This is a genomic window from Calothrix anomala FACHB-343 (assembly GCF_014696435.1).
GTDB classification, from domain to species: Bacteria; Cyanobacteriota; Cyanobacteriia; order Cyanobacteriales; family Nostocaceae; genus Aulosira; species Aulosira anomala_A.
The window spans coordinates 21,826-42,331 of sequence record NZ_JACJQG010000072.1; the positions used below are offsets into that span (position 1 = coordinate 21,826).

At 42.7% G+C, this 20,506-nt stretch carries 19 protein-coding genes; 7 read left to right on the top strand and 12 right to left on the bottom strand.

The genetic code is table 11. From position 1 onward, the window contains the following. Positions 1–157: 157 nt before the first annotated feature. Complete coding sequence (locus H6G08_RS30080; RefSeq protein WP_242046332.1) at positions 158–343, bottom strand: hypothetical protein; 186 nt, start codon at positions 341–343, stop codon at positions 158–160. Between the two features lie 186 nt (positions 344–529). After that, the gene (locus tag H6G08_RS30085; protein ID WP_190549809.1) at positions 530–736 is read right to left on the bottom strand and encodes a hypothetical protein; all 207 of its coding nucleotides are present in this window, start codon (positions 734–736) and stop codon (positions 530–532) included. A 431-nt stretch (positions 737–1,167) separates the two neighbouring features. Between H6G08_RS30085 and H6G08_RS30090 the strand changes: the two genes are divergently transcribed. Further along, positions 1,168–1,740, top strand: a complete 573-nt coding sequence (locus tag H6G08_RS30090; protein WP_190549811.1) for a Uma2 family endonuclease — start codon at positions 1,168–1,170, stop codon at positions 1,738–1,740. 130 nt (positions 1,741–1,870) lie between these two features. On the opposite strand, the gene cpcD is transcribed toward H6G08_RS30090, so the two are convergent. The 5 genes from cpcD to cpcB form a co-directional block, all read right to left on the bottom strand. Next, the gene (cpcD, locus tag H6G08_RS30095) at positions 1,871–2,122 is read right to left on the bottom strand and encodes a rod-capping linker protein CpcD (protein WP_190549813.1); all 252 of its coding nucleotides are present in this window, start codon (positions 2,120–2,122) and stop codon (positions 1,871–1,873) included. A 14-nt stretch (positions 2,123–2,136) separates the two neighbouring features. Beyond that, entirely contained in the window at positions 2,137–3,009 is an 873-nt protein-coding gene (locus tag H6G08_RS30100; protein WP_190549815.1) for a phycobilisome rod-core linker polypeptide, read from the bottom strand. Positions 3,010–3,052: 43 nt separating this feature from the next. Continuing rightward, positions 3,053–3,862: a phycobilisome linker polypeptide gene (locus H6G08_RS30105; RefSeq protein WP_190549817.1), complete on the bottom strand. Its 810-nt coding sequence runs from the start codon at positions 3,860–3,862 to the stop codon at positions 3,053–3,055. A gap of 112 nt (positions 3,863–3,974) precedes the next feature. Continuing rightward, entirely contained in the window at positions 3,975–4,463 is a 489-nt protein-coding gene (cpcA, locus tag H6G08_RS30110; protein ID WP_190549819.1) for a C-phycocyanin subunit alpha, read from the bottom strand. Positions 4,464–4,538: 75 nt separating this feature from the next. Beyond that, entirely contained in the window at positions 4,539–5,057 is a 519-nt protein-coding gene (cpcB, locus tag H6G08_RS30115) for a C-phycocyanin subunit beta (RefSeq protein ID WP_190549845.1), read from the bottom strand. A 1,157-nt stretch (positions 5,058–6,214) separates the two neighbouring features. Here cpcB and H6G08_RS30120 point away from each other — a divergent pair. Beyond that, positions 6,215–6,367 (top strand): hypothetical protein, encoded by a 153-nt coding sequence (locus H6G08_RS30120; RefSeq protein WP_190549821.1) that lies wholly within the window; start codon positions 6,215–6,217, stop codon positions 6,365–6,367. A 73-nt stretch (positions 6,368–6,440) separates the two neighbouring features. On the opposite strand, the gene H6G08_RS30125 is transcribed toward H6G08_RS30120, so the two are convergent. Together H6G08_RS30125 and H6G08_RS30130 are read right to left on the bottom strand one after the other, a co-directional pair. Beyond that, entirely contained in the window at positions 6,441–6,773 is a 333-nt protein-coding gene (locus H6G08_RS30125; RefSeq protein WP_190549823.1) for a hypothetical protein, read from the bottom strand. A gap of 147 nt (positions 6,774–6,920) precedes the next feature. Continuing rightward, complete coding sequence (locus tag H6G08_RS30130) at positions 6,921–7,478, bottom strand: Uma2 family endonuclease (RefSeq protein ID WP_190549825.1); 558 nt, start codon at positions 7,476–7,478, stop codon at positions 6,921–6,923. A 589-nt stretch (positions 7,479–8,067) separates the two neighbouring features. Between H6G08_RS30130 and leuB the strand changes: the two genes are divergently transcribed. From leuB to accD, 4 genes are all read left to right on the top strand, one after another. Further along, the gene (gene leuB, locus H6G08_RS30135) at positions 8,068–9,150 is read left to right on the top strand and encodes a 3-isopropylmalate dehydrogenase (protein WP_190549827.1); all 1,083 of its coding nucleotides are present in this window, start codon (positions 8,068–8,070) and stop codon (positions 9,148–9,150) included. A 187-nt stretch (positions 9,151–9,337) separates the two neighbouring features. Then, positions 9,338–9,607: a hypothetical protein gene (locus H6G08_RS30140; protein ID WP_190549830.1), complete on the top strand. Its 270-nt coding sequence runs from the start codon at positions 9,338–9,340 to the stop codon at positions 9,605–9,607. A gap of 175 nt (positions 9,608–9,782) precedes the next feature. Beyond that, a complete protein-coding gene (locus H6G08_RS30145) occupies positions 9,783–10,604 on the top strand; it encodes a prepilin peptidase (RefSeq protein ID WP_190549831.1) in 822 nt (273 codons plus the stop codon). A 723-nt stretch (positions 10,605–11,327) separates the two neighbouring features. Next, complete coding sequence (gene accD / locus H6G08_RS30150) at positions 11,328–12,278, top strand: acetyl-CoA carboxylase, carboxyltransferase subunit beta (protein WP_190549833.1); 951 nt, start codon at positions 11,328–11,330, stop codon at positions 12,276–12,278. Between the two features lie 144 nt (positions 12,279–12,422). On the opposite strand, the gene H6G08_RS30155 is transcribed toward accD, so the two are convergent. Continuing rightward, the gene (locus tag H6G08_RS30155) at positions 12,423–13,820 is read right to left on the bottom strand and encodes an MFS transporter (protein ID WP_190549834.1); all 1,398 of its coding nucleotides are present in this window, start codon (positions 13,818–13,820) and stop codon (positions 12,423–12,425) included. Between the two features lie 249 nt (positions 13,821–14,069). Between H6G08_RS30155 and H6G08_RS30160 the strand changes: the two genes are divergently transcribed. Beyond that, on the top strand, positions 14,070–15,263 hold the full coding sequence (locus tag H6G08_RS30160) for an ABC transporter substrate-binding protein (protein ID WP_190549847.1): 1,194 nt from the start codon (positions 14,070–14,072) through the stop codon (positions 15,261–15,263). A 139-nt stretch (positions 15,264–15,402) separates the two neighbouring features. Here the strand turns inward: H6G08_RS30160 and H6G08_RS30165 are convergent, their stop codons facing one another. Further along, positions 15,403–16,662, bottom strand: coding sequence for an FAD-dependent hydroxylase (locus tag H6G08_RS30165; RefSeq protein ID WP_190549837.1), 1,260 nt, complete (start codon positions 16,660–16,662; stop codon positions 15,403–15,405). 171 nt (positions 16,663–16,833) lie between these two features. Further along, on the bottom strand, positions 16,834–19,566 hold the full coding sequence (locus H6G08_RS30170) for a cyclic nucleotide-binding domain-containing protein (RefSeq protein ID WP_199322794.1): 2,733 nt from the start codon (positions 19,564–19,566) through the stop codon (positions 16,834–16,836). Between the last annotated feature and the right edge of the window lie 940 nt (positions 19,567–20,506).

Genomic DNA, 20,506 nt, shown 5'->3' on the forward strand with positions numbered 1-20,506 from the left:
CTCTACAGCCGAGCTAAAAATGAATAAAATTTTAATAAATATTAAAAAAACTGAGTTTTTCTCATATAAGTGTTATGAGCGTACAACGCTCAAGCAAGCAATAGGCAATTAATGTCTGCAATAAGTAAGCTATTCTGCTTTTAAGTCGCACAATCCATCATGAGGACTGTTGACTGTTGACTGTTGACTGTTGACCGTTGACCGTTGACCGTTGACTGTTGACTGTTGACTGTTGACTGTTGACTGTTGACCGTTGACCGTTGACTGTTGACTGTTGACCGTTGACTGTTGACTGTTGACTGTTGACCGTAGGGGCGGGTTTATTTAGATCTTTGTCGATCAACGCGGATATCCCTGAACCCGCCCACATAAAAGTTAACAGCCCTGATTCAGTAAGTCGGCGGCAATAAACCAAACTATGCTGCGCAATGTAAACATGCTTGAAACCCTTACCAATGACCAATGACAAATGACAAACCTCGCCAGTTGTCTTTAATTACGCCGACCTACTTAGTAGTTGTGTAATTTATCACGATTTAGTTGCTGTCCAATCTTTCTTGAGCAAGGCGAGAAAGGTGGCAATTCCTTTAGAAAATCCTTGGGGGTCAGGTAAAACATACTGGGGAAATTCCTCATAAGGCCGCCACGGCTCTGAGGAGTTATGACGCAGGTACAAAACGCGCTCATCTCCTTCAAGTTTCCAGAGCATTTGACCGCCAGTGGGAATTTCAGCCATGTTGTTCTCCTAAATATAGTGCAAACAAAAACTTGCCAAATTCTGCCAGAATTCCGTGATTCTCAATATTAATTTACGTCAACTTTGCTACAAGACTCCTAGACTATTGCTTTGAATTGTTGTAAGAGCATGGATACATTATAGTTGCCCGTTGCTAAGTTAGCCACAACTCAAATAAGTAGCCATCATTGGCGAGAAAATCCCACAACCAAATATGGAAATATCTCTTAAGAGTCAATAGTCAATAGTCAACAGTCAATAGTCAACAGTCAACGCTATTTTCAAGTTAGTCCTTCATGGGGAAAACACACAACCAAACATGAAAATCTCTAGTCCCTAGTCCCTAGCCCCTATTTTCAAGCTAGTGTTGTTCTCTATCAAGCAATACGAAAAATTTAAACTAGAGTTACCCTGCAAGACCAAAACCAATCATGATTAAATTAAACAGCCAACTCACGTTAGAAGAATTCCTTGCACTTCCACAAGGTGATATCATTTACGAACTAATTGATGGCGTAGCTGTCCCTAAATTTCCTAATGATGATATGGCACCAAAATATTTTCATAGTTCCGTAACAGGTGCGCTATTTATCTTATTGTCTGCATGGGCGCAAGGAAAAGGACGGATAGTAATTGAATGGGCAATTAAGCTCATCAGAAATCAACAAGACTGGGTTCCAGTAGCAGATTTGACTTATATTTCTTATAATCGTCTTCCTGCCGATTGGTTACAGGATGAGGCATGTCCAGTTGCACCTGAATTAGTAATTGAAATTATTTCTCCTGGTCAAACTTTTGGAGAAATGACAGAAAAAGCCACTGATTATTTACAAGCTCAAGTTCAAAGAGTTTGGATTGTAGATACCAAAGCCAAAACTATTACGATTTTTTGCCCGAATACTCTTCCCCAAACTAAGCGCGATCGCGATATTTTGACAGATTCTCTCTTTCCAGGGCTACAAATTACACCTCAACAAATCTTCCAAACAGCAGGGATAATTTAAAATTTAATCATTATATTTTATTTTTTAGCTTTTATTTTTCATAGCAGTAAAGGGGCGGAGAAAGGTAAACTTTTCCACGCCCTTACATTCCAAAATTAAATACTATTGCTGTCAGATATGCGATGCGATTTCAGTTTTCCGATGAAGTTTCAGCAGACGCAGTACGAATGCCCACAATTTTACCGCCTAAACGGCTGATGCGTCGCATTTCTTCATTCATGCGGCTGTAAGGCACTTGAATGAGAATTGTGCTGCTATTGCGAATTTGATACCGATTGTTGTCGGTTTGCTCGCTCTGGCGCAATCCTTCTACTTCGTAGATAAAAACGCGATCTTCTGAGCTGGTGCTTGACCCTCTTGTCAATGCAGATTTACCCAACATAATGGTTTTATCTCCTATTGTGCCAAGGTAATGCTAGCAATCTTACCGCCCAGCTTATTGATTTGCTGTAGGGTGCTAGATAGTTGTTCGTAGGGAACGATAAATTCTTTATTGCTCCGACGAACTTTGGGATATCTGGGTAAGCTGATACCGGTCACTTCAATCCGGTATAAACCTGAGGTAGAACCAGCGGAAGATCTGCCAAAGGTGCGGCTGGGTGCTGTTCCTAGCTTGGAGGGGAGGTAAGAGAAACCTTGAGAACCACCAGAAGGAGCGATAATCGCAGAGGCACTGTTTTTAGCTAAGTCAGCAGCCAGACGAGAACTAGTACCAGCAAGCTGAGAGCGATCGCTACTAGCATAACCGCGATAGAGGCGGAACATGCGCGTAAAACCAACGGTTCTTTGACCAACGCCTGTGGTTACAAAGTCACGGTAGTAAGGAACGATCGCATCGCCAAAGTAAGCATCATATTCAGCAGAGTCGATGTAAGAATCGATGTCTGCATCGAAGCCTTGATTTTGGTAGCGATCGAGATGCTCGATTACTTCCGACTCATCGTAGGGTGCGCGTCCTAGCAGGTGTTTAATGTTTAATTCAATTACCCGGGTGTGGAAGTTCGGATAAAGGAATTTGGTTTTGTATAGTTCGGATTTAGCCACGGCGCGGACAAAATCCCGGACGCTGAGTTTACCATTGGTCAATAACGACTCTAAGCTGGTGAGACGTTCTGACTGCATTAGGTAGTCGTTACCTAATACTTGACGATAAACTGCTGCAATGACAGCCTTGGCATCTTCTGCTGTCCAGTTGGGCCGCAGTTCAACTGGGCGTGTTTGATCGAAAGCCGAAGTTCCCAAACGAGACGCGGCGGTTGTAATTGCCACTAATAGCTCTCCTTATAGATTGGATATTGCAAATGGAATTGATTTAGGCAGGAGAAATATTTACTACCCGGTTCCCTCTTTGATTCAGTCTTTGGAGGGTGGGTGAGAGTTGATCGTAAGCCACCAAAGACTCTCTCATACTACGGCGGACTTGAGAATTCTGCCCGCTATTTGCTTGAATAAAGCGCACTCGGTAAAGCTGTCCGCGATCGCCTGCGACTGTTCCAGTTAGTCCCTTACCAAAGTTCGGGGTTTGAATCGCTGTAGCTAAATTCAAGGCGAGATCCTGGGTTAACCAAGCAGATTTATTTTTCCCTTGGGAGCGATCGCTGTTTGCATACCCGCGATAGATTTGAAACATGCGGCTAAAACCGACTGTTTTTTGTCCTGGTTGGGTAGCAAATCCGCGATAATAGGGGACAATTGATTCGCCAAAGTTTTCTTGATATTCCAAAGAATCAATATAAGAATTGATTTCTGCCTCGTATCCTTTTTGGGTATAGAGATCGACATGGTAGGCAATCTCTGCTTCATCATAGGTAGCACGACCAAGGAGGTGCTTATAGTTGAGTTCGATGAAGCGGACTTGAGGTGTAGAGTAAAAGAATTTTTGCCGATATAGTTCGGATTGTGCTAATGCCCGCACAAAATCGCGAACGCTAATGTTACCTTGCTGCAATAGCGATTCGGCGCTGGTGAGACGTTCGCTTTGCATGAGGTGATCGTTGCCAAACACTTGACGATAGGCAGCATTAATTACTGCTTTTACGTCTTCATTTGCTCTTAATTCTATAGGAGCTGTGCTGGCAAATGGCTCAAATCCTAACTGACTGGCGGCCTGGGAACTAGTCATGACCATTCTCCTGAATTTTAATCAGAAAAAACATGCCCAGAACCCCATAAAACTGCCTATGCTAGAAAATTAGCATCCACAGCCTTTAGTTGTTCTGGGCAAAAATCAACTCTTAGCTTAAAGCGTTGATTGCATAGTCAATGTAGGAGTTAGCTTCAACAGCTGGGTCGCCGCTCAAGCCATGATTAGCTTTGATGTACTTGAGAGCTTCAACATACCAGCTAGGAGATAGATCGAAGGTACGGTTGATTTCTGCCAAACCACCAATTAAGTAGTCGTCTAGAGGGCCTGTACCACCAGCGATTAAACAGTAGGTGATAATCCGGATGTAGTAACCGATGTCGCGGACGCACTTGTCTTTACCGCGTTGGTCAGCAGCAAAGTTCTTACCTTGCATTTGGGTGGTGTAGGGGAACTTTTGGTATACTGCATTCGCAGCACCAGAAGCTAGGCTAGAAGCTTTTCCGCTTAATGCCTTAGCTGCATCTAAGCTAGCAGATGCTTGACGGAAACGTCCAAATGCTACTTGAATTTCTGTAGAGCTCAGAAACCGACCTTGAGAATCTGCGGTAGCGACTGCTTCGGTTAAAGGGGTTTTCATGCTGATTATCCTTTCAACAAATTATGTAAAGGTGTGCGTTAGAAATAAGAAAGATTGAGCTAGCCGAGGATTTTTCTAGCCTACAGCCGCAGCAGCGCGATCGAAGTAGCTGCTTAATTCAGACATTAAGGAGCTACAGTCACCACGGGTAACACCGTTGGGATCGTTTGCGATCGCGATCGCTGCTTCTTTCATCTTAGAAACGCCAGTCGCTACAGAAGCGCCAGGAACGCCCAGAGCCAAGTAGGTTTCGCGCAAACCGTTTAAGCAGCGATCGTCTAAAACGCTAGCATCGCCTGCAAATACAGCGTAGGTTACATAGCGCAAAATGATTTCCATGTCGCGCAAGCAAGCAGCCATACGACGGTTGGTGTAAGCATTACCACCTGGTTGAATTAACTGGGGTTGCTCTTCAAATAGTGCCCGAGCTGCATTAGCTACAATTGTGGATGCATTACCGGTGATGCGGTTTACAACATCCATCCGTTTAGCACCAGCAGATACCATATCTTTTAATGCATCGATTTCAGAATCGCTAACGTAAGCGCCTCTTGTGTCAGCTTGGGAAACTACTTTGGTAAAAGCGTCAAGCATTCCAGCATCTCCTAAATAATTACTATGCTGTGGATTCAAATTAGGTTCAAAATTCTGAATCTTGATGTGAACGAGCAGCATAATTTGTTGAAAGATAACCACGCTATCATCAGTAAATCAGCAAACAGTAACTAGCAAGTTTTAATCCCTTGCAAATCCGGGCAAATTCCACCCGAAACTGTTAGCTATTTAAAGTTAACTAACGGTACAGTTATCCATCAATTCAATACTGCGAATATCCATTACAACTACTTCTCTAAGACTCACAAGCTCAGATCGTGAAATAGTTGAGCCTCAATTTTTCAGAAACTGAACTCTTCCATCCAGGTTAAAGAGTTCAGCGGTTTTTTGAACCTGCAATTGATTAAAGCAATCCAATTGTGCAAATTTTGTGCAATTTTTTATTTGGGTTCAAAGATTTAGTTACGAAATATTAAGAAAACCCGCAAACCTTGTACAGTCAAGGATTTATTTTATTTTAATCTTGTCTTTAGATTTAAATTATCGTTACATTCAGCAATATTTGTCAACAATTGGGTTAAGCAAAATTTTTTTGCTCCAAATTTTTAGCAAAAATGTGGTTTTTGTCTGTACTATTTTCTTTAATATTTCTTTAAATAAGTTTATAAATATCTTGTTTAATTTCACTTGCATAGCAAAAGACGTTGCTTAAGCACTATTAAGCAAGATTAAGTTTTTACGCGCCCAGATCAAATATCTTCGTGTTAGGGCTGTCCAGGGTCAAGAGTCAAAAGTCCAAGCTGACTTTTGACCCTGGACTCTGGACTTTTGACAACCTTAGTGGGAAATATAAAGTTTAAATGCGTCACAGCTTAGTATAAGTAGGGGTAGGGTGTGTTTGCAAACGCCACTCGCCTCAAGCAGGGAAAACCTTCCGTCGCCAGCAGGGTAATTTTGTATTGGGTTTAGCAAATTTTTGGTTACCAAAAGTGTAACCGGATTATTTTCACAATTGAGCTACTTTATGATGATTTGTAGTTAAGCTCCTCACACCACACGAAAAGCCGTGAAGCATTATGTTTCACGGTCTTTTTCTTTTTTTGTACAGTGACTAATTATCTGTCGTCGGTCACACATTCGTGTCGTTATGACAAATTGTTATCGTCTAAGGTGAAATTTGCATTTTGAGAGTAGCAATGACAAATTCGTGTCATCCACTAAAACCAATTTTACTTATCTTTATATGGTTTGGTTTTTTCCTGCCTACTTACTTAGAGCAAATAGAAAAATCGGTGATTTGGGATAAAGGCGATCGCCTGTGCTATTTTTCATTAAATGCGATCGCCTGACTTTAGAGAAATGATGTAGCCTGGGGGATGTCGCCGGGTGGGGGCAAAGCGGTGCTTATGCCCCTACGATGATTTATACTTGAGGAACTGGTAATCTGCTGTATTTCCCGTGAGTGCGATCGCCTTTACCATATGTCGGTTTAAGCTGAAAAAGCCGATTATTACAGTTCTTCAACACAATATTGACGACAATCAACACAGCATTGACGACAATCAACACAACGTTGACGACAATCAACACAGCATTGACGACAATCAACACAGCATTGACGACAATCAACACAGCATTGACGACAATCAACACAACGTTGACGACAATCAACGCAACGTTGACGACAATCAACACAACATTGACGACAATCAACACAACATTGACGACAATCAACGCAACGTTGACGACAATCAAAACGATATCAATTTGACTAATGAGAATCTGGAATTGAGTGTTGGGGGTTTGTAGTAGCTAAGAGCAAGAAGTCAAAACTTGTTCATTTAACACTCCTAACTTAGTAACCAGGCGCGAGCGATCGCGTCTGTTTATTTTTTGGCTATTTTATTTTGGTAAACCGATAAGACGCTGAACTTGTACGGATACATCAGGAAAAGCCAAGGGGGAAATAGTACCTGTAGTGAATGTTAGTTCAGTTTTGTATTCTCCATTATTGAGGTCGCGAAATACCTGTAATTGCGGAGTCTTGAGGTTAACAACCCAGTATTCAATAATTCCTGCTTCCCCATAAATTTCTTTTTTCTCGTTTAAATCTTTACTGAGGGTAGCTTGGGAAAATTCAATTACCCAGAAAATATCTTCCGGGTAAGGGTGATGTTGCAAGTAAATTTCGCCTAAAGGTTTAACAACTGCGATATCAGGGGCGGGTTCGGAATCATTGGGTAAAGTGATAGGTTTTGCATCGCGAATTTTTACCCGTTCACCCAGTAGTGCGCGGAGATAATCGGCAGTTTCTGTGTTGTAATAGGCGTGAGGTTCGCGTTCTGGGGGCATAACAATAAGATCGCCACGCAATAGTTCAATCGGCTGTCCGTCAAAAATGCCTGCTTCTATTGCTCGGTGATAGCGTTCAAGTGACCATTTATAAGTAGTTACGGTCATCAGAAAAATGGGTAGAAACCCCGTCCTTTAGTACCGGTTTACAAGCCCCTTACGGGGACTGGTTTTTAAATGGCGATAAGCCCAAGAACCAGCAAACTTGTTTAAGTCCCTTCCCGCAACACAGATAAGATGTCCTGTCTAACAGCACCTAACCAATTAGGCTTGTAGATAGTCCAGACTAGGGAAGTATCTGGAAGTGCGTGCCAACCTGTGTCTCAATGCGGTATTCACCTCTTGCGTTGCCTAAATTGGTTTAGACAATCCTCACCCTTCAAGAGTGAGGTTGGTGAAGGCATTTGATTTAGCCTTTTTTCTCCTGTTTTTAGGGACTTACAAAAAATAAATTACCCATATTTCGTAGTGCGAGCATCTTGCTCGCTGGTGTTCAAAAGCGAGCGAGACGCTCGCACTACAAATTTATTAGGTATTTAAAAAATTGGATGTCCCTTACCAGAGATTTAGTTTAATTGTAGTCTTGTAGGTCAATTTGCCGATAAAAAGAATTTTTACCGCATATCTACTAACTCATGAGTACACGTTGCTAGGTATGATATTTAATCTGCAAGCATTTACTCAGTAAAAACTAGCTATGACTCAAAACTACCGCATTACTTTACTCCCCGGCGATGGCATTGGCCCCGAAATTATGGCCGTAGCGGTAGATGTGCTGAAAGTCGTGGGGAACAAATTTGATCTAAGTTTTGATTTTCAAGAAGCTTTAATTGGTGGTGCAGCTATTGACGCTACTGGCGAACCCCTACCGGCTGCAACCTTAGATACTTGTCGCAACAGCGATGCAGTATTACTCGCTGCTATCGGTGGTTACAAGTGGGATACTTTACCATCTCATCTCCGCCCAGAAGCAGGGTTATTAGGATTACGTGCGGGGTTGGGATTATTTGCCAATTTGCGCCCAGCGAAAATTTTACCCCAGTTAATTGATGCCTCAACTTTAAAGCGGGAAGTTGTCGAAGGCGTAGATATTATGGTGGTGCGCGAACTCACTGGAGGAATTTACTTCGGTAAACCCAAGGGGATTTTTGAAACGGAGACAGGAGAGAAGCGGGGTGTAAATACAATGGTTTACACCGAATCAGAAATCGATCGCATTGGCAGAGTCGCCTTTGAAACCGCCAGAAAACGCGGTAAGAAACTTTGTTCAGTCGATAAAGCCAATGTTTTAGAAGTATCTCAACTGTGGCGCGATCGCATCACCAAACTTTCTCAAGAATATCCTGATGTGGAACTCTCGCACCTCTATGTCGATAATGCGGCAATGCAATTAGTCCGCGCCCCCAAACAATTTGATACCATCGTCACAGGTAATTTATTTGGCGATATTCTCTCCGATGCTGCTGCCATGCTCACAGGTAGTATTGGAATGCTCCCTTCAGCTAGTTTAGGTGCTTCCGCCCCCGGCGTCTTTGAACCGGTTCACGGTTCCGCCCCAGATATCGCAGGACAAGATAAAGCCAACCCCCTAGCACAAGTATTAAGTGCAGCCATGATGCTACGGTACGCCCTAGATCAACCAGCCGCCGCCGACGCCATCGAAAACGCCGTATTCCAAGTTCTCGAACAAGGCGATCGCACTGGCGATATTCTCTCCCCCGGTACCAATCTTTTAGGCTGTCGCGCTATGGGTGAAGCTTTAATTAAAGCGATTAGTTAGTTGTCAGTTGTCAGTTGTCAGTTGTCAGTTGTCATTATTCTTCCTTTTCCCCCTGCTCCCTGCTCCCTGCTCCCTGCCCAATGCCCCATGCCCAATGCCCCATGCCCAACATCTAGATCATTTTGGCAACCGTTACGGAAAGTTTCATATAAACTAGAGACAAATCTAGAAAGCAATAACATCCATAGTGTACGCTTTACGACAAGGAAACGAAAATTATACTGCTCCCCGCAGTCAGCATTCTCAGCCACCTTTGGCTGATCCTGCTGTTATCCGGGCTGCTGGTCAGATTTACTACACTCTCTGCGAAGCACATCCAGAAGTTACTGGACAGCCTACAGGTGTAGCTATTAATCGCGTTACTCATCGCGGTAAGGTAATTTTTACTAATCAGCCAGTTCTGTTACCGCAAGAATGTTTTGTGCCGTTAAGTCAAATTGAATCCCAAATGTATTAGTCAAAAGTCATTAGTCAACAGTCAACCGTCAACAGTCAACCGTCAACAGTCACTAGTCATTAATCATTGGTTGCTAGACAAATGAGGAATGACAAGGGACAGATGATACTTAAAAACTGACAACTGACGACTGACAAAGTACAAATAACAAAGGACTAATGACTAATGACTAATTATGGATATTCTCATAATCCTACCGGCGAGTGCTGTTGTCTTCGCCTTAGGTGCATCTATCGGTAGTTTTATCAATGTTGTGGTGTATCGGTTACCAGCCGGATTATCGGTACTTTGGCCGCCTTCTCGCTGTCCCCATTGCCTCAACCAACTAAAAGCTTATGATAATGTGCCTGTTTTTGGCTGGCTATGGTTAAAAGGTCGGTGTCGTTATTGTAAAAGCAAGATTTCTGCCCGCTATCCTGTAGTGGAAGCGTTAACGGGCGTAATATTTTTACTAGTTTTTCTCTTATTTAAAGTTTCTATTTTAACAATTGGTTATTGGGCGTTTTGTAGCTGGTTATTGGCCTTATCCCTCATTGATTTAGATACTATGACATTACCAAACCAACTGACGCAGTCGGGTTTGGTATTGGGAATAATATTTCAAATAGTTATTGGATTGTTTCCTGAAGGTAGTTCTGTGGGAGCTATTAGACATTTAATGATGGGAATAGTTGGCGCAGTGGTGGGATTGTGGTTATTTGATGCGATCGCGCTTTTTGGCTCCATTGCTCTGGGTAAAACCGCAATGGGCGCAGGCGATGCTAAATTAGCCGCCATGATGGGGGCTTGGCTGGGGTGGAAATATTTGCTGCTAGCGGCTTTTATCGCTTGTGGAGTGGGAACCTTAGTGGGGATTGCCTCAATTACACTCTCAAAGCGCAGATTTGGTCAAAAAATACCCTTTGGCCCGTTTCTGGCGATTGGGGCAGCGATCGCCTTATTTGGCGGTGAAGCGATTTTATCGGCGTACTTGCGGCTATTTTTTCCAGTAATTTAAATAAAGGAGGCAAAAACAAAGTCGCACATGGACAACTTAAGGGACTTCCAAGTAAAAAAATATTCCATTGCTATTGTTCAGTGTTGACGGTTCACAGTTCACGGTTAACGGTTAACAGTCAACAGTCAACAGTCAACAGTCAACAACTTGAACGGAGTAATTTATTTTTTGGAGTTTTTTAAAATCCCATTTTAAACCCCATTAATCAATCATAAGAAATTTCTACCCCCATGACTGTAACTGTCATTACGCCATTAATTCTTCAGATTTTGGTAATATCATCCTGTGACCAGTATTACCCTCTTAACGAGCTAACTGCTCATAACCTAGCAATACGAAGTCTTGATGTGGGAGCAAGTGTCCCCTTGAGGGGTTGGGGAAGAGCGTCCTGTTGGGGGGATTAATATGTAAGACCTTTGCCAATACTTTCACAAAGATAAAACTGATAACACAGTTGTGTTGGCATCAGCATTTTCGTTAAGCTGGCAACCAAAGATGCAAAATAAGGTCTGAATAGCTAAGAAGCGTAATTTGACGATTAGTCATATAGTCAAGAGCCAAACGGGATGAACAAACGTGTCTTTCCCCTAGCGGAGCCACCACACAAACCATATCCAGTCCACAGTCCCAAATCACGACTGGGGAATGAGGACTTTTTACCCTGTAATCCCTCTAGCTTCTTGACTCAGTTTTCGACCTCATTACCCAATTAATAAGATAAAAATGGCAAACAACGAAGAATCACGCGGTTTAAAGTCACTATTGGATTGGTTTGCAAATCGCCGAAAACCAGGCACTATTAATCAAGAACGTCAAGAAAGAGAAATTGCTGATGGGTTATGGCACAAGTGTGCTAAGTGTGGTGTACTCACCTATACAAAAGACCTAAAAGCAAATCAGATGGTTTGTGTGGAATGCGGTCATCATAATCGGGTAGATAGCGACGAACGCATTCGCCAATTAATTGATGCTAACACTTGGCGACCAATGGACGAGAATTTGCGTCCTACCGATCCCCTGCAATTTCGCGATCGCAAACCTTACAGCGATCGCTTGCGGGAAATGCAAGAAAAAATTGGTTTAATTGATGCAGTAAAAACTGGTTTTGGTCAAATTAATGGTTTACCCGTAGCTTTAGGAGTAATGGATTTCCGCTTCATGGGTGGAAGCATGGGTTCCGTCGTCGGGGAAAAACTCACCCGGATGATTGAGCAAGCCACCCAACGCCGTTACCCGGTAATCATCGTCTGCACTTCGGGGGGGGCGAGAATGCAAGAAGGTATGCTTTCCCTGATGCAAATGGCGAAAATTTCCGCCGCCTTACAACGCCATCGCGACGCCAAACTTTTATATATTCCTGTTTTGACTCATCCTACCACCGGGGGTGTAACAGCCAGTTTTGCCATGTTAGGCGACATCATCCTCGCAGAACCCAAAGCTACCATTGGCTTTGCCGGTAGACGAGTCATTGAGCAAACCATCCGCGAAAAACTACCCGAAGATTTCCAAACTGCTGAAGATTTACTCAAGCATGGTTTTGTTGACGAAATCGTTTCCCGTACCCAGTTAAAGAACACTCTCGCCCAGCTGATTGGTTTACACCAACCCATACCCACCGCCCCACACGTGGTGTTATGGGAAAGCATGAGCTTGAGTTCTAGCGCTGCTGAGTAAGTGAGGGGCTAGGGGGGGCAGGGAGCAGGGGGCAGGGGGATAAGGAGGACAAGGGGGACAAGGGGGACAAGGAAGACATTGTAGAGACGCGATTCATCGCGTCTATGAAAAATGCCCAATGCCCAATGCCCAATGCCCAATGCCCTATTCTTCAACAAATATCAGGGGTAAAATTGCTGCTAGGCGACATAAGCTAGATAGGGCGAATAAGCCGAGTAAAGCGCCTTGTCCGGCAAATTCGGCGATGAAGCCGCCAATAGTTGTACCTAAAGCACCACTAAAACCAGCGACAGCAGAAGCGATCGCAAAATAGATAGACTGATTTTTCAGTGGTGCGATCGCTAATTGCAAATTGTTATTGCATAGATCAATTGCTGCCAAGGTTCCGCCTGTAAAAATATGTAATAGCGGTAACCATAACCAAATATTCCAGCTATTCGCACTGACACCTAGCCACAATAACGGTGTCAGTGCTACTAAACTGCCAATCATCATTAAAATCCGTCGGTTACCGATTTTATCGGCTAATTTACCCCACAAGACAATCAATAACATACTAGCTCCCGCCTGGAGACTACCGTAAAGCGTTACGCAACTGACATCTAGATGTAGCTTATCTAGCATGTAGAAGTTGAAAAAAGGCGCACTGATATTAAAAGCCAGCGTCCAAAAGCCGAAATAAAGCAGAAACCGTAAAAAGTTCCAGTTACTGCCGATACTTGCCAAATCATTGGGTGGACTAGTTATTTCCGTGACGGTAACAGTTTCCGCAGATTCACTAGTTTGCTGGTACTTTACAAGACTACTGTTTTGTAATGCGGGATTCATGTCAGTTTGAAAGTACTGACAGCAGATGCTAATTATCCCGCAAGCGATCGCTGCAAATAAAATTATCCCGTAACCTTGTAAAGTGCCACCATACCAATGCGATACCGCTAGCCCTGCTAAAGGTACGCACAGCAAATTAGTCAAGCTAGATGCACTATTACGAATCCCAAAATACCTACCTCGTAACTTTCGCGGAACGATTGTTGCTAGCCAACTTAGCCAAGATGCACTTCCCAAACCCCCCAATAAGCCACTGAACAGTACAACTAACAGGGTTAATAATATTAACTGTTGAGAATTTATCCCAATCCAGGGTGAAGTAATAATACTAAAGCCGAGAATGAGCCACAGTAACCGCGCAATTCCATGAGTTTTCAGCGAATATTGGAAACGGCTGCTGCTGCGTTCGGATAATAAAGCACCTAATGGTTGAACCAAATTTACCAACATCGGAATAGATGACAGCATCCCAAACACCACGGGACTCGCACCCAACTCTAATAGAAAATTGCTGAGTAAAATACCACCAGTAGCTACACCGAAAACGGCGGCGAAAACCGCATCTAGAGTTGAAGCTCGCAAGCTGGTGCGAATAGCATCTTTATAATCTTGCGGATTGGGCTTTGTCGGAGAAATAAATGCTGATTGTGGCGCGGGAATCTGGGTAATTTCCAAACTCACAGGCGCAACAGTTTCAATCGGAACAAAAGTCATAAATTAAATTTATACGGATAATGAACCGTAGAATTGTCTCGTTGCCGATAATTTCTCGCCATTGTAGCTTGGTTAACACAGGCTAGGGGCTAGGGACTAGGGAATAGAGATTGCAACAAAAATTCAGATGGGGAAATATCGGGTTTTGGCGACAGACGATATAAGTAAAGAAAGAGTGACTGTGATAATTACGTGATTAGCAGCAAATTGTACAAGTTTTTGGGATTGGCAATAGCGATCGCGATCGCCATGATTATTTGGCACAGTTTATCACTATCCCAGATATCTACAGGGGTTACTGTGAAACTTAGCGGTTGGGGAGGTAATCAAGTTGAGCAAAAACTCCTCAAACAGGTAATCCAAGATTTTGAAACACAGCACCCCCAAATTAAAGTTAAGTATGAGGTAATTTCCGATCAATACATGGATGTAATTAAAACTCGCTTAATCGGAGAAGCCGCACCAGATGTATTTTATCTAGATGCGCTGGAAGCTCCTTTTTTGATGAGTCAAAACGTCCTCGAACCGCTAGATGGTTATATTACCCCCGAATTTGATTTAGCCGATTTTGAACCTAACCTACTTAATAGCTTCAAATACCAAAACCAAATTTACGGCTTTCCCAAAGATTACTCAACCCTGTCGCTGTTTTATAACAAAAAAGCCTTCGCTAACCTGGGTTTAAATAGTCCACCCAAGACTTGGGAAGAATTACGCAGCTACTCTCGGCAATTAACAGGTAAGTTGAATAAATATGGCTTTGGAGAAGTTCCCGAATTAGCCCGTCAAGCGTATAAAATTAAAGCCTTTGGCGGACAAATTATTGGTAAAAATGATAATGCTACCTTTGCCAGGGAACCAGGTTTACAGGGTTTGCAATTAGTTATCGATCAGTATCAAAAAGATCGTACCTCTGCCCAAAAATCCGATGTAGGGACAAACTCAGGTAGCGAAATGTTTGGACAGGGTAAAGTTGCAATGGTAATTGAGGGGAATTGGGCGCTGACTTATCTTCAGGAAACTTTCCCCAATTTGGAGTTTGCTACCGCAGAAGTACCAACTATTAATGATAAAAAAAATACAATGGTTTTTACCGTCGCCTATGTAATGAATAAACAAGCCAAACACAAAGCTGAGGCTTGGGAATTAATTTCTTATCTCACAGGTAAAGCCGGAATGGAAAAGTGGACGGGAACCGGGTTTGCGCTACCGACGCGAAAATCTGTAGCAGAGAAATTAGGTTATGACAGAGATACTTTGCGATCGCCTTTTGTAAGCGGTGTGTCCTACGCTACGCCTTGGCAAGCAGGCAAATATCCCGCCGCTATTGTGAATAATTTTGATAATCAATTTATTAGCGCTTTGTTAGGGGAGCAGCCGTTAAAGCAAGCAATGGTGCGGGCAGAAAATGCGGCGAATCAGGAGATTACAGCGATGGAATAAGTATTCTCTCTGCGCTCTCTGCGCCTCTGCGGTTCAAAAATAATTTATTTAACCACAGAGACGCGGAGGACACAGAGAAAGAGAGGAAAAAAGGACTGTTTCACCAAAATTTTGACTCACCTTGAACTAGCTATTCCATTTATCTTTTCGCCAGTTCTGGAGTCCGCCCTTTTAACCCAATCATCAACTTGAGAGTATAAACTTTAAGCAATGGTACTCGGCGCATAATCCATAAACCTAAACGACGCACCAATAATAAAGGTAAGAAATTATTAGAAAACATCCGATCTAACAAATCGGTGAAACCTAATATTGTCAAATTTTCTCGCTGACGCCAGTTTTCATAGCGCTTGAGAATTTTGATGTTACCAATATCTTCGCCTTTAGCGTGGGCTGTCTGTATTACCTGTGCCAATGCTGCTGCATCGCGAATACCTAGATTTAAACCTTGTCCGCCAACAGGATGACAATTATGGGCTGCATCGCCTATTAATGCTAATCTCGGTAAGACATAGCGATCGCTTTGCATGAGTTGCACTTGAAATATAAAGCGATCGCCTAATAATTCTAATTTACCCATCTGATTACCAAAGCGGCGGCTGAGTTCGCTTAAAAATTGCTCGTCATCTAAACCACATAAAGCTTTCGCTTCTTCATGGGGTGCTGTCCAGACGATGCGGCAACGATTTCCCGGTAGCGGTAAAATCGCAAACGGGCCGCTAGTCCAAAATTTTTCGTAGGCGGTGTTATTGTGGGGTTTTTCTGGTTTGACGAAGGCGACAATACAAGATTGCCAATATTTCCAGCCGTGGGTTTTAATTCCCGCCGCTTGACGAATTGGCGATCGCGAACCATCGGCGGCGACTAATAATTTACTGCGTATAGTTCTTGTATGTTCTGCAACTTTAATATCAAGGGTTGCTATGTCTTTGTGGTACTCGGTTTTCAATACCTCTGCGGGACATAAATAAGTTACATTAGTACAATTACGGACGAATTCTTGTAGCGGCTCTAACAGTGCTTGATGTTCGGCTACATAACCTAACTCTGGTGTACCTAAATCTGCGGTGTTAAATTCCACCACTTCCGAAAAATCGGCATCAGATAGGCGTACATGCTCATATTTGGCGATTTGCGGTAATATTTTATCCCAAATGCCAATTCCTTGATAAATTAGCGCCGAAAGCATGTGAATGGCGTAGGCTTGCCCTTTGGCTACGGCTGCTGATGCTACTTTCGCTTCCACCAGCAAGATACTTAAGCCGGAATCTTTTAAGGCTGCGGCGAGGGTTAATCCCGCAATTCCGCCGCCGACAATAACTAAATCGTAATCGTATCCCCGCTTTTCTGTGGCTATTGGGGAAGAGTTGAGGGTTTGCAAAGGCTGTGTTAAGGGCATTGTTACGAGAAATTACAGCATCTTAATATTATTTTGACGCGATCGCCCTGTTTAGAGCAAGTCAAAGAACAGGAAAAGGGGGACAAACAATTCAAAATTCAAAATTCAAAATTCAAAATTAAGAATTCTTTTTGACTTTTGCCCAATGCCCAATGCCCAATGCCCCATGCCCTAAAACATCAAGTTAAAAAAGAAGGCGGTAAAACCTAACATTAGCAACAAATGTGGCAGATTTTGCAAAAGCGATCGCTTAGTCATGCGTAGCAGTGGATAGGGACTAAACACCATTGCAGAAATTAGGGTAACGCCTTGCAAAAATTGCGCTACATCTAAACTCCAACTGAGAGAGGGTAAGCCAGCGCCACTGTAGCCCAATGTTTGTGCTAAAACTGGCAGAATTTGCCCAGCTTCCGTCACAGCAGCCGGAATATAATGAGCGAGATTAGCTGCTAGAGTTAAAGGTAGGTAGGCATAAATCACGGTGAGATAGTCTGGTTGCTGTTTATCGAAAAAACGCGCGATCGCATGAGTGGAATAAGTCAAAATGGCGGGAATGCTCAGAAGCGCCAGCACAATCGGCAGGCTAATGAGTAAATGCTCGGAATCAAGGGAAATATCACCAAATCCCAACCATCTGAGAATTTTCTGCCCGTTATGCATGAATACACCACCCAACAGCAGCAGCAACAGCGCGACTTCTGCCCAAAATCCTTTGTGGTTATCGAGTAAATCTGAAGCTGGGAAGCGTAAATTCAATTGTGCAGAGCGATTGGGACAGCCTTTCAAGCAAGTCATACACAGCACACAGTCGCGGTTATCCTGCAATTGCGCTGGATGTAAATAAAGCGGACAACCTCCCGTTTGCTGTCCTTCGCTTGCTAAAGCTTCAGCAAAGGTAATGGGGGTTGGTTTAGTGCCCTTATAACAGCCAAAGGTGGTACATTGACTACCACATAACTGTTGTGCCGATCGCAATTCAATTACCGACAATTTGGCAAATAAACCATTCATTCCACCGATGGGGCAAAGATACCGACACCATAATCGCCGTTCGTAGATGAGGCTAAAAATGACGGCTCCGGCGGCAATTGTCAACAGTAACCAAGCAGACAGGTAAGCATGGTGCGGTAAGTCCCAGAGTTTCTCCCATAGGTAAATAGCTACAAAACCGGCGAAGACAATCCAACCGCCCCAACGGTTCAACCATTTGCTATTCCAAGTGAGTTGCTGGCGGGGAAATAGCCACATAGAAATGCGCCTAATTACGGCTCCGGTAATCATGAATGGACATACAGCACACCAAAGCCTACCCACAAAGGCAAACAGAAATAGATAACCAGGCCACCACCAAGCCCAAAATAAATTTAGGGTAATACTGCTATCCCGATTTTGCGGCCCTATAAAACCCCAAACTACCACAGGGACAAAAATTGCCATCATAATTACCCAAATACCCTTGGGATACCAGCGACTCAACAAAATTTGTCGCAACCAGGGTACATGAGTTAACAAATCCAAGCGAAAAGCGTTTTTAGTTGATTCTACTGACCATAATGCCTGTTCTGGAATCACAGAATACCCCGGTGGCGTCATAATCGTGGCTCGGTGCAAAATCTCTGCCAGTTCTGTCACGTTTGCAGGGTAGTCATAGCTAATTAAGCGGCGGAGATCTGATTGATCGAGTTTTAACAAGGGGCGGTTTTGTTCGCAGCAAAACTGCTTTAAAAAATACTCAGCAAAGTGGGGTATATCGGCTTTGCGTTGAGGTAGGGTAAAGAGTTTAATGGTAATCGCTTTAATATCCGGTAAATCTAGTTTATTTGGCGATGCGAGGATGAGACGTACCTGAGATTCAATTTTTGGTGCAGGTTGTGTAATCGGATTAATTTTGCCGATAATACCTTGGTTTGGCAGAATTAATCCAGTTTTGATGTAGTGACTTAAACGAGCGCGATCGCCTAGACTCAAAACATGTACATTATCTAATAGCAGGGTTCCTCGCTCTAACAGTTCTAAAATCCCTCGTTGCTGTCCTATCCTACCAAACAGCACATCCGTATCTAGCCGCCCATCTTCCGCGCGCTGTAACGCCCCACAGTCAATTTCGGCAAAGGTTTGGGAAGCCAAACTAGAACCAGCATGAATCAAACCTGCAAAGAAGGTTTTCCCCGTACCTGCTTGTCCCTGTAACACCACAGGCTGAAGATTGGCTGCGGCTTGATTGATTTGTTCTGTGAGTTTTTGTGCGCCTTTACTATTACCAATAATGCTTGTATTTGTTGGTAATGGCTGAATATAAGCCTGTAAAGCTTGAATCCGTTCTTGTTCCCAAGCAATCCGACTAGTATATTCATACAAATCTTGCGATAGTTGAGAATGAATCAAACGTTCAATTTCGGGGAATTCTGCAATCAGCTTTTGAAATGCAGCCTTTGGTAAAAATAATATTTGGCATTTTGTCAGAGCGATCGCATTAGTTTGATATGTTCCTTCTACGCCATTCGCAATCAAAACATAGCCAAATAAATCTCCTGCATGTCGATAGCGAATTAATGATTGCCCAATTAGCGATCGCCGAAAAATCTCCACCTTTCCCGACTGCAAAAGATATAATCCTATAGGGGTATGTCCCTCCTGGTAGATTAAAGTTTCCGGTTCTACATTAAAACAATGAAACGATTGCGCGATCGCTTCTCTTGCTGATTGTGACAATTTCCCCCAAAGTTCATGCAGACTCAGCCAATTCAGGCAATCTTCCCCATCATTAACTATATTTGTCATCAACGGTAATGGTTGTTCTAAAATTACCGCTACAGGTTGATTTTGCCTGTTTTCTTGAAAATCATGTACCAAATCCAGGCTTTGTGGAAACGAGGGATGATGATTATATTTATTTAAGTACAATTTCGTAACTCCAATATTTAATTAAAAACTTAATTTAATTTTTCAGTATTTATTTTTAGAATTTTTAGAAAAATTGAGTCACAATTGACTATCAAAGTAGGCGTATTCACCGATTAATGCATCATATTTTTCATGTTAAAACCCTGTTATAGATCAAGATAATTTAATTTGTCAAAGTATACATATATTTGTAAATCCTACCTTTTCGTTACCTTTTTTTACTTAGCTCAAAATGATGAAACTAAAAAACTCTGCGCACCTTTGCGTTAACCTTAGCGCCCCTTTGCGTTTCCCAAAGATATAATTTCCTGCAACTTCATAAATAGTATGAGAAGGCGTTGCATAATTGCGGGATGATTTATCTCACGCAGAGGCGCAGAGACGCAGAGAGAATAAGGAGTGGAAAATTTCAATAGCTCAAAATCCATCCCCTAATTCAGCAATGCCTATGAGAAAATCGGCGTTGCATAAATCCGATGAAATGCGATTGCATCCATCAGAAATACAAAAAACCCGCTACCAAAGGCAGCAGGCTTGAATGGTATAGTGTGTAGTTACGGGAAAATCAAAGAATTAATTGATTATCTACTATAAAATGTATAAATTAGCAGTTATAGCCATCTCAAACAGGCGATTATCACATAGGTCTAGGGTTAGGGCAGCTAGCCATAGAGCCAGGGTTGCGAGTTCAATCTAACTTCATCTCTTTGAGATTGTCCATATCATTTAATAGCAGACTATTATAGTATCGCAAAAGAGTGTGTGATTATGTTATTAGTTATATAAACTTTCTGTGTAGATTTCTATATTATTCTCTGGGCAAATTGTTTTTTAATTTGTAAATCATCTATACCTAGCTACAACTTCCGCAGCAAATTATCATCACAGCTAACACAGGGAAACTAGAGAAACAGCTATAGATGCCAGACAATATTAATCA

Coding starts and splice junctions, on each gene's coding strand:
- H6G08_RS30085 (WP_190549809.1), bottom strand. CDS start 736: ATGGCTGAAATTCCCACTGGCGGTCAAATGCTCTGGAAACTTGAAGGA.
- H6G08_RS30090 (WP_190549811.1), top strand. CDS start 1,168: ATGATTAAATTAAACAGCCAACTCACGTTAGAAGAATTCCTTGCACTT.
- cpcD (WP_190549813.1), bottom strand. CDS start 2,122: ATGTTGGGTAAATCTGCATTGACAAGAGGGTCAAGCACCAGCTCAGAA.
- H6G08_RS30105 (WP_190549817.1), bottom strand. CDS start 3,862: ATGACTAGTTCCCAGGCCGCCAGTCAGTTAGGATTTGAGCCATTTGCC.
- cpcA (WP_190549819.1), bottom strand. CDS start 4,463: ATGAAAACCCCTTTAACCGAAGCAGTCGCTACCGCAGATTCTCAAGGT.
- cpcB (WP_190549845.1), bottom strand. CDS start 5,057: ATGCTTGACGCTTTTACCAAAGTAGTTTCCCAAGCTGACACAAGAGGC.
- H6G08_RS30120 (WP_190549821.1), top strand. CDS start 6,215: ATGACAAATTCGTGTCATCCACTAAAACCAATTTTACTTATCTTTATA.
- H6G08_RS30130 (WP_190549825.1), bottom strand. CDS start 7,478: ATGACCGTAACTACTTATAAATGGTCACTTGAACGCTATCACCGAGCA.
- leuB (WP_190549827.1), top strand. CDS start 8,068: ATGACTCAAAACTACCGCATTACTTTACTCCCCGGCGATGGCATTGGC.
- H6G08_RS30145 (WP_190549831.1), top strand. CDS start 9,783: ATGGATATTCTCATAATCCTACCGGCGAGTGCTGTTGTCTTCGCCTTA.
- accD (WP_190549833.1), top strand. CDS start 11,328: ATGGCAAACAACGAAGAATCACGCGGTTTAAAGTCACTATTGGATTGG.
- H6G08_RS30155 (WP_190549834.1), bottom strand. CDS start 13,820: ATGACTTTTGTTCCGATTGAAACTGTTGCGCCTGTGAGTTTGGAAATT.
- H6G08_RS30160 (WP_190549847.1), top strand. CDS start 14,070: ATGATTATTTGGCACAGTTTATCACTATCCCAGATATCTACAGGGGTT.
- H6G08_RS30165 (WP_190549837.1), bottom strand. CDS start 16,662: ATGCCCTTAACACAGCCTTTGCAAACCCTCAACTCTTCCCCAATAGCC.